Source organism: Pseudoalteromonas sp. 0303 (assembly GCF_013349995.1).
In the GTDB taxonomy this organism is placed as follows: Bacteria; Pseudomonadota; Gammaproteobacteria; order Enterobacterales; family Alteromonadaceae; genus Pseudoalteromonas.
The window spans coordinates 364,792-381,047 of the sequence record NZ_JABVXF010000001.1 but is presented as its reverse complement, the minus strand read 5'-3'; the positions used below and the strand labels follow the sequence as shown (position 1 = coordinate 381,047).

General features: G+C 40.1%; 15 protein-coding genes. 3 read left to right on the top strand and 12 right to left on the bottom strand.

Going from position 1 to position 16,256, the window contains the following annotated elements:
* Positions 1-67: 67 nt before the first annotated feature.
* From HUS62_RS01795 to HUS62_RS01785, 3 genes are all read right to left on the bottom strand, one after another.
* Positions 68-1,003: a biotin-dependent carboxyltransferase family protein gene (locus HUS62_RS01795; RefSeq protein ID WP_175078354.1), complete on the bottom strand. Its 936-nt coding sequence runs from the start codon at positions 1,001-1,003 to the stop codon at positions 68-70.
* Positions 1,000-1,668: a 5-oxoprolinase subunit PxpB gene (pxpB, locus tag HUS62_RS01790; protein ID WP_175078353.1), complete on the bottom strand. Its 669-nt coding sequence runs from the start codon at positions 1,666-1,668 to the stop codon at positions 1,000-1,002. Before pxpB ends, HUS62_RS01795 begins: the two co-directional genes overlap by 4 nt.
* A gap of 152 nt (positions 1,669-1,820) precedes the next feature.
* On the bottom strand, positions 1,821-3,344 hold the full coding sequence (locus HUS62_RS01785) for a leucyl aminopeptidase (protein ID WP_175078352.1): 1,524 nt from the start codon (positions 3,342-3,344) through the stop codon (positions 1,821-1,823).
* 157 nt (positions 3,345-3,501) lie between these two features.
* Here HUS62_RS01785 and msrA point away from each other — a divergent pair, with 157 nt between their 5' ends.
* Positions 3,502-4,779, top strand: a complete 1,278-nt coding sequence (gene msrA, locus HUS62_RS01780) for a peptide-methionine (S)-S-oxide reductase MsrA (RefSeq protein WP_175078351.1) — start codon at positions 3,502-3,504, stop codon at positions 4,777-4,779.
* A 61-nt stretch (positions 4,780-4,840) separates the two neighbouring features.
* Here msrA and HUS62_RS01775 read toward each other — a convergent pair whose 3' ends face one another.
* Together HUS62_RS01775 and HUS62_RS01770 are read right to left on the bottom strand one after the other, a co-directional pair.
* On the bottom strand, positions 4,841-5,299 hold the full coding sequence (locus tag HUS62_RS01775) for a hypothetical protein (RefSeq protein WP_175078350.1): 459 nt from the start codon (positions 5,297-5,299) through the stop codon (positions 4,841-4,843).
* Between the two features lie 195 nt (positions 5,300-5,494).
* The gene (locus HUS62_RS01770) at positions 5,495-5,914 is read right to left on the bottom strand and encodes a hypothetical protein (protein WP_055197213.1); all 420 of its coding nucleotides are present in this window, start codon (positions 5,912-5,914) and stop codon (positions 5,495-5,497) included.
* A 337-nt stretch (positions 5,915-6,251) separates the two neighbouring features.
* Between HUS62_RS01770 and HUS62_RS01765 the strand changes: the two genes are divergently transcribed.
* Positions 6,252-7,148 (top strand): hypothetical protein, encoded by an 897-nt coding sequence (locus tag HUS62_RS01765; RefSeq protein WP_175078349.1) that lies wholly within the window; start codon positions 6,252-6,254, stop codon positions 7,146-7,148.
* A 69-nt stretch (positions 7,149-7,217) separates the two neighbouring features.
* Here the strand turns inward: HUS62_RS01765 and HUS62_RS01760 are convergent, their stop codons facing one another.
* A complete protein-coding gene (locus HUS62_RS01760) occupies positions 7,218-7,640 on the bottom strand; it encodes a hypothetical protein (protein WP_175078348.1) in 423 nt (140 codons plus the stop codon).
* 646 nt (positions 7,641-8,286) lie between these two features.
* On the opposite strand from HUS62_RS01760, the gene HUS62_RS01755 reads away from it, so the two are divergent.
* Positions 8,287-9,816, top strand: coding sequence for an EAL domain-containing protein (locus HUS62_RS01755; protein ID WP_175078347.1), 1,530 nt, complete (start codon positions 8,287-8,289; stop codon positions 9,814-9,816).
* Positions 9,817-9,961: 145 nt separating this feature from the next.
* On the opposite strand, the gene HUS62_RS01750 is transcribed toward HUS62_RS01755, so the two are convergent.
* The 6 genes from HUS62_RS01750 to HUS62_RS01725 form a co-directional block, all read right to left on the bottom strand.
* Positions 9,962-10,840 carry a LysR family transcriptional regulator gene (locus tag HUS62_RS01750; protein WP_175078346.1) on the bottom strand — a complete coding sequence of 293 codons (879 nt, stop codon included), beginning with the start codon at positions 10,838-10,840 and terminating at the stop codon, positions 9,962-9,964.
* A gap of 387 nt (positions 10,841-11,227) precedes the next feature.
* The gene (locus tag HUS62_RS01745; protein WP_054553796.1) at positions 11,228-11,884 is read right to left on the bottom strand and encodes a 3-oxoacid CoA-transferase subunit B; all 657 of its coding nucleotides are present in this window, start codon (positions 11,882-11,884) and stop codon (positions 11,228-11,230) included.
* A gap of 11 nt (positions 11,885-11,895) precedes the next feature.
* Positions 11,896-12,594 carry a CoA transferase subunit A gene (locus HUS62_RS01740; protein WP_138557504.1) on the bottom strand — a complete coding sequence of 233 codons (699 nt, stop codon included), beginning with the start codon at positions 12,592-12,594 and terminating at the stop codon, positions 11,896-11,898.
* An 11-nt stretch (positions 12,595-12,605) separates the two neighbouring features.
* Complete coding sequence (locus tag HUS62_RS01735) at positions 12,606-13,511, bottom strand: hydroxymethylglutaryl-CoA lyase (RefSeq protein WP_175078345.1); 906 nt, start codon at positions 13,509-13,511, stop codon at positions 12,606-12,608.
* A complete protein-coding gene (locus HUS62_RS01730; protein WP_175078344.1) occupies positions 13,511-15,475 on the bottom strand; it encodes an acetyl/propionyl/methylcrotonyl-CoA carboxylase subunit alpha in 1,965 nt (654 codons plus the stop codon). The genes HUS62_RS01735 and HUS62_RS01730 overlap by 1 nt, the downstream gene beginning before the upstream one ends.
* Positions 15,476-15,483: 8 nt before the next feature.
* Positions 15,484-16,254 carry an enoyl-CoA hydratase/isomerase family protein gene (locus HUS62_RS01725; RefSeq protein WP_175078343.1) on the bottom strand — a complete coding sequence of 257 codons (771 nt, stop codon included), beginning with the start codon at positions 16,252-16,254 and terminating at the stop codon, positions 15,484-15,486.
* Positions 16,255-16,256: the final 2 nt, after the last annotated feature.

Genomic DNA, 16,256 nt, shown 5'->3' with positions numbered 1-16,256 from the left:
ACAAGCCATGAAGGCAACGCGAGCAAAGACTTTCTATGCTCGCTTTTTAAACACCAATACATTAACACTATTTATTAATATAGTTTAGCGCTATCGCAAGTTGATTTAAGTGCGCAGTTAGCTTTTCTTGTGCCTCGTGGGCTTCGTTGAGTGTAACAAACTTAAAGTGAAGGAAATCGCCGGGTTTTAATTGTGCAAAATGACGAAGATCGGCTTCGATCACGGTGCCGAGCAATGGGTAACCACCCGTTGTTTGCGCATCGTTTAATAGCACTATGGGTTCACCGTTTGGCGGAAGCTGAATACAGCCAGGAGCAACAGCCATAGAGGGTAATGAAACATCATGGCTGATATCACACTCATCACTTAATAGTCTTGTGCCCATGCGGTTACTATTAGGCGATACATGCCAAGAATGATTTATAAAGTTAACGATGGTGTCTTTTGGTAAAAGTGCTGCATGTGGTGCAGCATGAATACGAATTTGTGTACTTTTAGGTGGTAGCATCGCGCCTAAGCCAACTTTGGTATTGTACCTTGGCGTTATATCAAAACTATCGCCAGCCTGTAGTGCTTGACCGGTTAAGCCACCAAAACCCGCTAATATATCTGTTGAGTAAGAATCTAAAATGGGCTCAGGTAAATGCCACTCGCCGCCAATAGCAAGGTAGCTTCTAAAACCATGACGTGCAGCATTAAACTTTAATACATCGCCTTTTTTTATGTAAAAGCTCCAGCCAGGATCAACAGGGTTGCCATTCACTGTGGCTTTCATATCAGTGCCGTGCAGAGCAATGTAGTAATCGTTATCGAACTGAATTTCGGCAAGACCCAAAGTGATCTCAATAACGGGGTTGTTGTCGTCGTTGCCAACCAAACGGTTTGTAATAACTTGAGCGTAAGGGTCAATGCAACCTGATTGGCCAATGCCTAAATGCCGAGAGCCTGTGCGGCCTTGATCTTGTATAGACATTTGCATGCCAGGTTTGATGATAGTGATCATTTTAACACCTCCTGAATAACAAACTCTAAAGTATCACCAGGTTCAATAGCACAAGGCGAAGCTGCATTGATATTAAACAGACGAAAATCTGTATGACCAATAATTTGCCAGCCACCAGGGGAGCTTTCAGGGTAAATACCGGTTTGATCGCCGCCGATAGCAACAGAACCTTTTGGAACAGAGAGCCTTGGTTCAGCATGACGAGGTGTGTAAAGTTGTGGATTTAAACCATCTAAATAAGCAAAACCGGGTTTAAAGCCTAAAAATAGTACGTGGTATTTGGCACTACTGTGCATTTGAGCAACATCATCAACAGACAGATTATGATGTTTAGCAACATGCGCTATATCAGGCCCATATTCACCACCATAACGAGTAGCAAGTTTATGATGACGTGAGTTAAAGTCAGTGGCTTTTAGTTCGTGCCATTGTTCAAGTAATCGTGGTAGCCAGCCAGCAAGTTGAGCGGGCTCTTTTAGATAAAGCGTTAAATTATTATTGGCAGGGACTACATCAACAAAGTCATCACTGCTTTGGCAATATTGGGCTAATGCCCATATTTTCTTTTGCGTAATCAGTGTGTCGCTTGCTGTTTCATAGGCATCAAAAAAGATGCTATGCGTAGTGAGCGCCATAATTTTAGGTGTACTATTGGTCGTCGTCATTGCGTATCAATCTTATTATTATCCCTTAATGCTTATTAGCATATAGGCTGTTTGTTGATGATGTAAATGTGTCTTTAGTGTTAATTAGAAAAACTCAAGACAATCAAGTGGCTATAATAGCTTATAACCACTTGATTAAGCGCAATGCCTAATTACTGTGCGTTATTTAGTAACCAATTAGACAGTAAACGCACGCCATAGCCTGTACCGCCTTCAGCTAGTTCATCTTTTGCTTTAGAATTTAGCGCGTTACCAGCAATATCAATGTGAACCCAACGTGTGTCACCGGCAAAGTTTTGTAAGAAACTCGCTGCGGTAGTAGCACCTGGGCCATGTGAACCAATGTTTTTAAGATCAGCTATGTCTGACTTTAATGCATCTTCATAACCTAAAGGTAAACGCCATAGGTTCTCGTTTACTTGCTTACCAGCAACAGTTAGTTGCTCTACAAGCGTGTCGTCATCAGAGAATACAGCCGCATAGTCATTACCTACAGCACGAATTTTAGACCCAGTTAGGGTCGCAACATCAACCATAATACTTGGCTTGTACTTGTCGCGGGCATACCACATTGCATCACTTAATACTAAACGGCCTTCAGCATCTGTATTTACAATCTCAACGCTTAAACCTTCAGCGGTTCTTACAACGTCACCCGGTGCAACAGCAAATTGCGATACCATATTAGCTGCCATACCCATGACAGCAACGACATTTGTGTCGGCTTTAGCCAGTGCCATAGCTTTAACAGTACCTAGTACGGCTGCTGCACCTGCCATGTCTGATTTCATGCGGGCGATTGAAGCGCCTGTTTTAAGGCTGTAACCACCAGAATCAAAGGTAATACCTTTACCTACTAATGCGATAGGGGGGTTTTTATTACCTTGATAATGAGCAACCACTAAACGTGCACCTTCTTCGCTACCACGGCCAACAGCCTCAAGTGCACCCATGCCCAGCTTTTTAAGTTGCTTAGGCTCTAAAACAGTAATTTTAACACCTAACTTTTTAAGCTCTTTTGCCGCTTTAGCAAAATCAACCGGCGTCATTTCTGTTGCAACTTCAGACGTTAAGTCACGTGCTAAAAATACACCTTGTTCAATGCTTTGTAGTAGTTTATGGGTTTTAACCGCTTGGTCTAAATTCTCAACATCTAATGTGTAGTTAACAACATGGCTGTCTTGTTCTTTTTTGTATTGCTCAAAACGGTGGTCACGTAAATTTGCGCCATGTGCAAATTCTGCTGCATATTTAGCATTGATTGCGCTGTCTTTTAGCTCTGAAAAATCAAGGCTAACATTGGCTTGTTTAGCCGATTGTAATTTAGCGTGAACGTTACCACCTAGTTTTGCCATTTTTGCTGCATCTAGTTTTGGCTGCTCTCCTAAGCCAACAAGTAAGATGCGTTGATGGTCGCTACCATTTGGTGCGATAACTTCTAACGTTTTGCCATAGCCTGCTTTAAAGTCGCTAAATTCAATGACTTTATTTAGGTGGGTTTGGGTTTCTGGCTTTAAATAATTAAAGTTAGCAACTTGGCTATCTGTATCTAAAAATAAAACTAGGGTGTTGTCGTTCGGTTTAATTGATTTTGCAAAAGTGAACTCTGCGGCATTCACTTGCGTAGCAAGTGTTAATCCCAATGCAATAGCAGATAAGCTGTGTGCAATTTTCATTTTTTAATATCCCAATGTTAAAAAGCTGTGTTTTACCGTAAATAAGGTTAAGAGTTAAATTGTTAGCGGTGAATCGCTGTTTGCATGCGTTTAAGTTGAAATTATTAATACCTATGCTCGGTCTGTCTTAAATACAGGTTTTTAAGAGGAAATTAGTATGACAATTAAGTCGATGTTACTGACACTATTCACTTGCAGTGCCATTTTTACCACCAGCCCAATTAAAGCTGAAACAATGCCAGAGAACGCGACAGGGCATATTGAAACCATTGTGCTTGGTTCAGGTTGCTTTTGGGGAGCAGAAAAACGATACGAAGCACTTGATGGTGTGTTAGATGCTGTATCTGGTTATGCAGACGGGCGTGGGTTTAAAGCGACCTACAAGAACATAACACGTAGCTCTCGACGCTTTGATAAAAACAATTATGCAGAAGTTGTTAAAGTGACATACAACAGTAACGAGTTAACAACTCAATCGCTTTTAAAGCATTATTTTGAAAATCATGATCCAACTCAGCTAAATCGCCAAGGGAATGATGTTGGTACTCAATACCGCTCAACAATTTTGGTAAGTAATAATGAGCAACTCGAGATTGCCAATAAACTTAAAGATGAATACCAAAGCAAATTAACCGCAGCAGGCTACGGCAAGATTGTGACTGTGATAAAACCGCTTGATGCATTTTATGCCGCTGAGGATTATCACCAAGATTATTTAAAGAAAAACCCCAATGGCTATTGCCCTGATCATTCAACGGGCGTTGTATTCACACCAGTAGAAAAACAGCAGGTTGATAACACAGCCTTATTGGCCGGTAAGCAAATTGTAGTGATAGATGCTAAAGGTTATTGCCCATACTGTGAAAAGTTTAAAAAAGAGGTCGCTAATGAGTACATGGGCTCGATACCTATGACATTCCGACATGCTGATCAACTAGATGGCTTAACGATTAAAACGCCGACTTGGGCAACACCCACGTTATTATTTATAGAAAATGGCGAAGAGGTTTATGGTCGCCAAGGCTATGTTAGTAAAGGTGAGTTTTACAAAGCCTTAGGGGCATTTAAACTAGGTGATAGTGAAGCTTTTAGAGTGGCATTTCATGCCAGAACTGACAGCCCATTTTGTAAGCAATACGATATCTTTAAAAACACACCAGACGGTATTTTTATTGATAAGCTAAGTGGAGCGCCGCTTTTTGATACCCGAGATAGATTTAACTCAGGCACTGGCTGGCTTTCATTTACTCATCCTGCAAAAGACAGTGTAACTATGCATGAAGACCACAGTTATGGCATGCAACGTATTGAGCTTAAATCAAAAAGCTCGGGCATTCATTTAGGTCATTTGTTCCCTGGTGAAGGGCCAAGAGGTAAAGATAGGTACTGCATTAATGCAACAGTGCTTGATTTTGTGCCAAGAGATAAATCTTAAAAGGTAACTGATGTAAGAAAACCAGCCGACATGGCTGGTTTTCTTTTAGCCTGATGACTTATTACCACAATTTTAATTCCTGTTTCGCAAGATTTAAGTTAAACGACACAAGCTCATAATTATTGAGCTGCACAGCCTCATAAAAGTCAGCAATGGCCGCTGTATCATTTTTTGCCATAAGTCGAGCAATGCCTCTATTACTTAATGCATAAGACGTCAGCTCATTACGTTTATAATGTGGAGCATTGACCTTTTTTAGCATCGCGATTGCTTGCGAGCAATCTTGTTCAGCTTTAGCAAACTGTTTTAGTTTCACACCCGCAACACAGCGGTTAAACGGCACGATATAGTTATTAGCTTCCTTCATTGTCTCTAAAGAATTAGCAAAGTTGCCTTGCATAATTGCTTTTGAGCTTGCGTTATCGTCAACAACCATGAGTTTAAAGTCGTTGGCGAATACAAAATTTGAACAAACAAATAATATTAACCACACGCAGGGTTTAAGATTTAATTTAAACATTGTTTTCTCCTTGTTAGCGTAAGCGTTGTGCTTACTCTATAAAGTTAGAAAACAGGGTAGAAAACTGACAAAAGATATAATCGCACCCATAAGGTGAAGAAAAGTATTCTATAACGCAGATATTTTAGACGAAAAAAAGCCCGGTCAGAACACACAAGAACCGGGCTTTCGACAACAATTTGGTTGGGGTAACTTTTACAGCGCTAGGTTTTGTTTTGCGCGGCTTAAGTTGTGGTTAACAAGTTCGTTTTTAGAAATTTGCACTGCTTCATAAAAGTCAGAAAGAGCAGCAGTATCGTTTTCAGACATGATGCGTGCAACACCACGGTTACTAAGTGCAAACGATGTTAATTCACGGCGTTTGTAACCTGGTACTTTACTTGTACTTAGAAGAGAAATTGCTTGTGTACACAGGCTTTCCGCTTCTGAAAAATTCTTTTCTTTAACGCTTAATGCACAGCGGTTGAAGGCAGTTTCGTATTGGCTAGTTGCATTGTCGTTAGATTGAGCTTGCTCAATAACCATCAGTTTATAATCAGCTTGATCGGCTACTGCCATCGCTGAGCAAGTTAATAAAGAGCTAAGTGCAATAGTTTTTACAAGTGTTTTTAACATGATAGTTTTCCTCTGAATAAGTTGGTGTTTCTTGCCAACGAGTGAACTTTAAAATATTCCCATAAGCTAAACAAACGATTAAATTAAAACTGATAGATGAAGAAATTTAATCTATAGAGTAATTACTCAGGGGGCAGGGTTTTACTGTGTTATAGAGGAGGTGAAGTTGTTTTATTCCTGTATTGGAAAGTGAAATTAGCTTAGCTGAGTGCTTGATAAATTAATGCCGTCACTTATGCAGTTACTCGTAAAATCACAGTTTACTGATGCTATTGGCAATAAATTCTTGGGTTACATTAATATGGGCTTAGCCGGGATTGAGTATACGCAACCATGAATGTTTGTTGATGATGAACCAGTTGGCTTTTGGTTTGGCATATCAACACCCAATACAATTGATTTACCAAAACTAAACTTTCCAATTCAGGCTGTTTCAGGGCCTATCTATGGTCTGCCTTCTCAAATCGAGATAATTAACGGTTATATTTCCTCAAGTATTCATTTCACCTCTCAATTTGCGCCTTTTTATAGTGATAAAAGCTTTGTTAAAGCTATTGAGGGTTTCAGTGAAATAGAAGGTGTATATTTATCAAAAAATAGGCGTTTATCTAAAGATTTAAACAGCAGTATGGAATCATTTATTGCTACTTTCCCTGAGTTTAAATCTGAAACTCCCATTTACATACTCCACTCATTAGGAAGGTTCAATGGGGCAACGCGAGAGTTAAATGGTAAATCTTACTTAATGTTTGGTGTAGACCTTATGGCCGAATATCATACCTGGAAGAGCGATACGCCATTCTTTCATCACGAGTTATTTCATGTTTATCATGAAAAATTATTTCACTGTAAGGATGAGCTATGGTGCTCTATTTGGACTGAGGGATTAGCTACTTACGTTTCACATAAATTAACTCCGTCAGCAAGTGATGATGAATTGATGCTAAACATACCTAGCAATCTGGTAAAAAAGATTCGCTCAAGGCAGCTCGATTCTCTCGTTGACCTCAAGAAAAAGTTTTATTCGAAAAAACCTGAAATATATTCTTCATTTTTCAACTTCGCAAAGGACGAGACAAAGCTGCCATACCGAAGAGGTTATTACCTAGGTTTTATTTTAGCTAAAGAAATTGGCAAAAATTACAGCTTAGAGCAATTGGCTAAAATGGATAAACAGACAGTAGAGAGCCTATTGCTAAAAGAGCTTGATTTATTAATAAAAGCGGAAGGCTAAAAAACTAAACACCTAAACGACAAAACCCAGCCGAAGCTGGGTTTTGAGACAACACAATTCTGTAAGAACTTATAACGCTAAGTTCTTTTTCGCACGAGTTAAGTTGTGCTCAACTAACTCGTTACCTGAAATTTGTACTGCTTCGTAAAAGTCAGACAATGCCGCAGTGTCGTTTTCAGACATGATGCGTGCAACACCGCGGTTGCTTAACGTAAATGACGTTAGTTCGCGACGTTTATAGCTAGGTACTTTACTTGTACTTAGTAAGCTGATTGCTTTTGAGCATAATGTTTCAGCTTCAGAGAATTTTTTCTCTTTAACACTCAAAGCACAGTCATTAAATGCTTGTTCGTATTGACGGTTCTGTGCAACATCAGCAGTGATAGATTGGTCAATTACCATCAATTTGTAGTCACTCTGATCAGCCACTGCTATAGCTGAACAAGTTAATAAAGAGCTAAGTGCAATGCGTTTCATAAGTGTACTAAACATAATCATTTCCTCTGTTTGAATCGGTATCAATCGCTGACAAATTAACTTTAATTGAACAGCGCAAATTCAACAAACGATAAAAAATGACCTAATAGATGAAGAAATTTAACCTATAGACTTTAGTCTAATGTAATGAATTAGAATTGGAGGAAAAGATTGAAATTAGATATAGGAAGCCTTTCTTTATTTGAGTATATTCAGATTCCTGAAATTGGCTTTAGCTAATAATCAACAGTTTAATGGTTTAAAAAATGTACACAAGTAACCATTAATCTTAAGTCACCTATTGATGGATTGAAAATGGACTTACTTACACTGGTACTTATAGTTATCGTTGCTTTTGTTAGCTAATTTTGGCCTTTGTGATTTGTTCCGGAGGGTTCGTTGTGCTAAAAAAATGCCAAAAGGCGCGTATCTTTTTATGGACTTCCGCATATCTTACTATTCCCGTTACCACCGCCAGTGTTCGAAACGTTTTAAAAGTAAAACATGAACAAAGAAAATGTAAGATGATGATAAAGAACCATAGAGTAGGTGAGTTGTAAATTTGATTGCTATATACATATAAGTTATTACTGGAAAAAAAAAGGTTTATCACTAAGACTTAGATCACAAGTTATTATTCGTTTTTGCTGGTGGTATCTAAATGTTAGCAAATGTGCCTGCTTTTAAAGTAGAAGATATATTAGAGGGGGTTTCGAAAAATCAAATCTTTTTGATAGCACAGCCTCAGGTCGAGCTCGAAACGCTTTCTTTAAAGGGGTTTGAGTTTCTAGCTCGTTGGAAACACCCTAAATATGGTGAACTTTCTCCATATCATTTTATACCTATTTTGGAAAATGAGCGGCGTTGTCATCATTTAACACTGTACCTGTTTGAAAACTTACTTGAGTTAATCGTTACCGAAGAGCTTCCTCAAGATGGGCCCATTTACTCTTTAAATATTTCAGCTCTTGATCTGCACTGTGAAAATTTCGCCAGCAAATTAACTAGCTTGCTTTGCCGGTATAATGTTCACCCTTCATGTTTAATGTTAGAAGTAACAGAAACGTCAAGCATATTTAATAATGAGTCGATTGCCTGTCTTAGATCAATTCATTCGTTAGGCATAAAGTTAGCGATAGATGACTTTTGGACTGGGTTTTCTACTCTTGAAACGATTCGAATAGGTGTTTTTTCAGAAATTAAAATCGATTACACACTGACATCTAAAATTTTAAGAGACAAGGCAAGTTTAGCGGGTGTAAATGCAATACTCCAATTAAGCAGTGACTTGGGATTAAATTGCGTTGTTGAAGGGGTTGAAGACTGTTTTGTACGTTCTGTTTTGATAGAGTCTGGAGCAATTTATGGGCAGGGGTATTTGTTCCATCGAGGTGTTTCTGTTTCAAATCTAAAAGAGTGGATCCAAAGCTATAGTAAACAATCTCTTGGAGTTAGATGTAGCGATTCAGAGATTGCTTTAACTAAACAAGAATGCACAGCGCTTGAATCAAGAAAACACCCATCTTGGACTTGGGATTTTGGTCAAAGGCAAATTACCTGGGCAAATGAAGCAGCTTTAAGATTATGGGATTCAGATTCAGTAGACGATTTATATTCTCGGGACTTTACTGGAATGAGTTATTTAGTAAAGGTCCGCTTAGAAAGCTATCGAAGACGGTTCAGGTCAGGTGAGGAAATCATTTGCTCGGAGTGGGATTTTTACCCCAAAGATGAGCATAAAAAAGTATATTGTTTACAAGTCCCTCGATATTTAGAAGATACAGGTCGAATTGTTATGCTGGTCCACGCATACGAAGGGTATAAAGTTCGTTTACCAGAAAGAAAGTTCGTAGAATCAGCAAATACATTTCCAGCGCCTTTTATTGTTGTTGACGAAGAAGGTCATATATTACGTGTTAATAAATATGCGCATATTGAGATAAACGTAAAAGGTGAATTGATAACGGATGTGATGGGAGCATCTGATTTTAACTATATAAGGGAATGCACGGCCAACGGAGGTATGGCACAAATTTTCGCAAGAGCAGTTAATCTTGATGGTATAGAGTTTTTATATGTTAGATCTGTAAAGACACCGAACAAAATAAGAACAGGTAGTTATTGCTATCATATGACTATAATTCCAGTGACTGATCTTATTGCAGTAGGCTTGCCAGATGTTAGCAATTAGGTGGTCAACTTTTGGTAGGGTGACTACTTATTATGAGTTTTGATTATTATCATAACTTTCAGTGTATCAAAAATGCCATTGCTATTATTGGCAAAGCTAAATTAAACATGAATGACCCTCAACAAAATTGAGGGTCATTTATCTATTATTTTAGATGTTTAAAAGTATCAATCATCCATTTTATAAATAGCTCTAATTGTGCATTAGTTTCGCTAGGATCGTGTTGCACTAAGTAATATTTATCTTTTGTTTTTAATGGCATATCGGTGAAATTAAATAACCACTGCTCATCAAACCAAGTTTGACTGATAGGCAAGGGGATTAGGGCAATACCCATACCCTGTTGCGCGGCACGTGCCACACCAAACATACTATCAACCTGAATAATTTGTTTTGGTGCAAAGTCATCAATACCAGCATGCTCTGCCCATTGGTGCCAAGCCCAAGGACGCGCTTTATGAAGTATAAGAGGTACTTCATTTAATGCCTGAAACGGGTTTTCTTGCCATGCTTGCCAGTTTTCTTTATTGCAAGCTGGTGTATACGATAGCGAAAATAGCTCATGTACAACGCCTTCGTGCGGTTTAGATGAAGACAATACAATCGACAAATCGCTTTGCTTAGTCAGCTCTTTACGCGTTTTTAAGGTATTAAGCTGTAAGTTTGTATTTGGGTGCTCACTGGTCCATTCGCTCAGTTTTGGCATTAAAAGCTCACTGGCAAAAAACTCAGGTAGCGTAATACTGATCGTTATGTTTTCTTGTAACTGACTAAACTCATTGATGGTTTTTTCTAGCGCTTTGATCAGCGGTGATACAGAGTCATAAAAATTCTTCCCCGCAGCAGTTAGGCGGATAGAGCGGGTTTGACGTTCAAAAAGTTCAATACCCAATTGTTCTTCTAATTGTTTGATCTGATGGCTTACGGCAGACGGCGTAAGGTAAAGTTGGTTTGCAGCATCTTTAAAGCTAAGGGTGCGTGCAGCAAAACAAAATGAGCGTAAGCCACGAATAGGTGTTTGCATAGTTAATTTCAGTAAGTCTCAATAGCGCTTGTTAGTTAATTAACTGCTAAGCAATTATTATCCCAAAATGTAAAAAATAGAGAGTAAAGAATGAATATAGCTAACTCTTGCCATATTGTATAAAAAACAATCGCGAATCGCTCGTTTAATCTATGTTTAGGCAAATGTTTAGTAAAAAAGTGATCTTAGCAGTTTTAGCTATTTCGTCATAGTCTCAGTATTAGATACTGCTAATTCACTAAAGCAGGGCATTTTATACTATTTATGTGACAAAATGGTGCGGCGAAAGGCTAACTTTAGATAAAAAAAATCCCTCTTGCGAGGGATTTTGGGTAACTCAGCGCCATTGGCACTGGGAATGAGGTCGGTACATGGGATGTGAGTGGTTTAAAAAACCATCTCTGGAACATCACCTTCAACAAGCAATTTGCCTGCCGTTTTGCTAATTATTTCATCTACTGACACGCCTGGAGCGCGTTCGATTAGATGAAATGCGCCGTCTTTAACTTCTAGTACGGCTAAATCAGTTACGATTTTCTTTACACAGTTAACCCCAGTTAGCGGTAAAGTGCAACTTTCTAATAACTTAGAGTCGCCATGCTTGCTTGCATGAGTCATCGTAACAATAATATTCTTCGCGCCAGCAACGAGGTCCATCGCGCCACCCATGCCTTTAATTAGCTTTTTTGGGATCATCCACGATGCGATGTTACCGTTCTGGTCAACTTCAAATGCACCTAATACTGTTAAGTCTACATGACCACCCCGTATCATGGCAAAACTATCTGCACTATTAAATATTGCTGCACCTGTGGCTGCTGTCACGGTTTCTTTACCCGCGTTGATCATATCTGCATCAACTTGGTCTTTGGTTGGGTACGCACCCATACCTAATAAGCCATTTTCAGACTGCAACATAACCTCTATACCGTCAGGTACATAGTTAGCAACCAGAGTAGGGATACCAATACCTAGATTTACGTAATAGCCATCTTGTAGTTCTTGTGCAACACGCATTGCAACTTGTTCACGTGATAATGCCATTTTATTGCTCCTTAATCGCGAGTTGTTACACGTTCAATGCGTTTTTCAAAGTCGCCTTTGATCACGCGATTAACATAAATACCTGGGGTATGAATTTGGCTTGGCTCAAGTTCACCTGGCTCAACAATTTCTTCAACTTCAGCAACGGTAATTTTACCTGCTGTCGCGGCCATCGGGTTGAAGTTCATTGCTGTGTGGCGAAATACAAGGTTACCGTAGCGGTCAGCTTTCCATGCTTTAACAATGGCAAACTCGCCCGTAATTGACTCTTCTAAGATATACGGGCGACCATCAAATTCTTTGACTTCTTTACCTTCTGCAACCGGAGTACCGTAACCTGTAGCGGTATAAAACGCAGGAATACCCGCACCACCAGCACGCATCTTCTCAGCGAGTGTCCCTTGTGGTGTTAAAACAACATCAATTTCGCCATCGAGTAGTTGTTTTTCGAAAAGCGCATTTTCACCCACATAAGAAGCGATGATTTTTTTAATTTGCTTATCGTGAAGTAAAACCCCTAAACCAAAATCATCTACACCGCAGTTGTTCGAAACAACGGTTAGATTTTTAGTTTGTTTACGCTTAATTTCACTGATAAGTCCCTCAGGAATACCACACAAGCCAAAGCCACCAGCGATAACAGTATCGCCATCTTTTAAACCTTCCATTGCAGCTTCATAACTTGAAACCACTTTATCGAAACCGGCCATGAGCCTACTCCTTAATTATTCTGAGTGTTCTTTAGAGCAAGTGATACCTTGCTGACAGGTTGTTTATTTAATGCACTGCAAATAGCCCAACCAGCTTTCGCCAGTCTTTCTAAATCAATTCCATGCTCTATGCCAAGCCCTTGTAGTAAGTAAACTACATCTTCAGTGGCAACATTTCCTGACGCACCTTTGGCATAAGGGCAACCACCAAGGCCTGCAACAGCACTATCAACCGTTGCTATACCGCGGCTTAGGGCGGTGTAAATATTTGTGAGCGCTTGTCCGTAAGTGTCGTGAAAATGTACAGCGAGTTTTGATTTATCAATATGTTGCAAGAGTAAATCTAATAACTCATCGACTTTTTTCGCCGTACCTACACCAATGGTGTCGCCAAGGCTAATTTCGTAGCAACCAAGCTCTAATAATCGCTGTGATACTTTTAATACATCATTGTAGTCGACATCACCTTGATATGGGCAACCCATGACGCAGCTAACATAACCTCTAACACGAATGTTATTCGCTTTGGCAAAAGCCATAACATCTTTAAAGCGATCAATACTTTCATCAATAGAGCAGTTAATGTTCTTTTGACAAAACGCTTCACTTGCTGCTGTAAAGATTGCAAATTCTTGTATGCCGACTTGTTTTGCCGCCTCTGCACCCCGTAAATTCGGGGTGAGGGCACTTAAGTTAACATTAGGCAAATTTAACGGGCTAATTACATCGCTTGAGTCAGCCATTTGTGGCACCCATTTAGGTGACACAAAGGCGCCTGCTTCAATATCTTTTAGCCCAGCATCTGCAAGGGCGTTGATAAGAGCGACTTTATCTTGAGTGCTAACGGCAGCTTCATTTTGCAAGCCGTCTCTGGCGCCAACTTCTACAATGCGAACAAAATCAGGAAACTGTGCCATTACGCCTCCGGCTCTTCAACAATCGCGAGCATATCACCGTGACTCACCAGTTCACCTTCAGCAAAGCAATAGCTGGTTAATACACCATCATGCGGGGCATTAAGGGTATATTCCATTTTCATCGCTTCTATGATGACAACAGCGTCACCTTTAGCGACAGTACTACCCACTTCAACTAAATGTTTAACAACAGTACCATTGAGTGGTGCAGCAAGTGGTAGTGCATCACTTTCGTGTTCACTAATATAGTGTTTATCAATCAGCTCTAGCACCGTTTGCTGTGCTTTGTACATCACTGTGATGTGAGAGTCTGTTTGATTAATATGAGCCACAACTTTTTCGCCATTAACGACTAGGTTTGCAAGGCCATTTTCAACCTTGCCTGAGCTTGTATAGTCAACTCCATCTAGGCTGATTTTAAAGCCATCTGAGGTCTTAATAGCATGAACGTTTAAATCAACAAACGGTATCGTTGTCTTAGCCTCACTGTTAAGCATAAAGCCTGTTAATTGTTGCCATGGGCTGCTGCTTTCACCTTTTAGTTGATGTGCATACACATAGGCTGCCACAACGGTCGCAATAACAGACTGTTGTTCGTTTTTAGCAACTAGGCGCTCACCTTGGTCTTCAATAAAGTGCGTATCGGGTGCACCTGCTTGAAAAGTAGGGTGGTTAGCAAGGTTATGTAAGAAATTAACGTTACAGCTAAAACCTGCAAGGTGGAATTGCTCTAGAGCTTTAGATAAACGCCCAAGCGCTGCCTCACGGTTATCGTCATGAACAATTAATTTAGCAATCATAGGATCGTAGAACGGGCTAATTTCATCACCCGCTGCAATCCCTGTATCTATACGTACAAATTCAGATTCGTTCGGTGTGAATAGGGCATCAATGTGGCCAGAACACGGAATAAAGTCATTACTTGGATCTTCTGCATAAATACGCGCTTCAAAGCTGTGACCTTGTAGCTGAATATCTGCTTGGCTAAGTGGTAAAACTTCACCTGCTGCAATATTGATTTGCCAATTCACCAAATCAACACCGGTTACCATTTCTGTTACTGGGTGCTCTACTTGTAAACGGGTGTTCATTTCCATGAAGAAGAATTCATCACCGCATAGTAAAAACTCAACCGTACCTGCACCACGATAGTTAATCGCTTTGGCACAACGTACTGCTGCTTCACCCATTTCTTTACGAAGTTCATCAGATAAACCCGGAGCAGGGGCTTCTTCAATTACTTTTTGGTGACGACGCTGCAAAGAGCAGTCTCGATCGCCTAAGTACACACAGTTACCATGACTATCGGCAAAAACTTGTACTTCAACATGGCGAGGTTTGGTGACATAGCGCTCTAACAGTACTAAATCGTTACCAAAGCCGGCTTTTGCTTCACGTTTTGCACCTTCAAGTGCACTGATAAAGTCTTTTGCGTGTTCTACAACTCGCATACCTTTACCACCGCCACCAAAGGCCGCTTTAATCAGTACCGGGTAACCAATTTTTTCAGCTTCAGCTTGTAAGAATTCAGTATCTTGATTGTCACCATAGTAACCAGGCACTAAAGGTACATTTGCTTGGTGCATAATTTCTTTAGCGCGGGTTTTTGAACCCATTGCTTCAATACTTGATGCTGGCGGGCCAATAAAGGCGATATCATTTTTCTCACATGCGAGCGCAAAGTCACAGTTCTCAGATAAAAAACCATAGCCAGGGTGAATACAATCAACACCAGCTTGTTTTGCAACATCGATGATTTTATCTGCCACTAAGTATGAGTCTTTACTTGGCGCAGGACCAATATGATACGCCTCATCAGCAAGCTTTACGTGCTGAGCATGTTTATCAGCATCTGAGTACACTGCAACCGTTGTTAAGCCCATTTGCTTTGCTGTACGCATAACTCGGCAGGCAATTTCACCACGGTTGGCAACGAGAATTTTTTTCAATGATTTTGTTGTCATAATGGTTCCTATTTCTGCCAGTTAGGGGCACGTTTTTCAAAAAATGCAGTTAGGCCTTCTTGGCCTTCTTCAGATACACGAATGCGAGCAATGCGCTCAGCGGTTAACTCAATCAGTGCATCATCTATTACGTTGCCAGCGACATCATTGATTAGCTGCTTCGCTGCTTTAACAGCAATAGGGCCATTGTTGACAAGGTTTTGTAAGTGTTTATCGAGCGCTGTTTGTAAATCGCCTGTGATCTGGTGAATTAACCCCAGTTGCTTAGCTGTATGCGCGTCAAAAATCTCTGCCGTTAAAAAATAACGACGTGCAGCGCGCTCACCAATAGCTTTAATAACATAAGGGCTGATAACCGCAGGAATAAGACCAAGCTTTACTTCACTTAAGCAAAACTGTGCATCGTCTTGGCAAATTGCGATATCACAACTCGCAATCAAGCCTAAGGCACCGCCAAATGCAGCACCTTGTACGGCACAAATTGTTGGATGTGGGCTTGTAGCAAGGACTTTCATAAGCTTTGCTAGCTGCATAGAATCCGCTAAGTTTTCTGCAAAGTCATTGCCAGCCATCGACTTCATCCAATTTAAATCAGCGCCAGCAGAGAAGTGCTTACCTTCGGTTTTTAAAACCAGTGCGCGAACATCGCAACTGTTTGCGTGTTCAATTAAACGGATCAGTTCACTGATGACTTCTTCGTTAAATGCATTGTGTTTTTCAGGGCGACTTAGTACCAGTACAGCCACATTTGATTTTGTTATTTCGAGTGTTACTGACATAA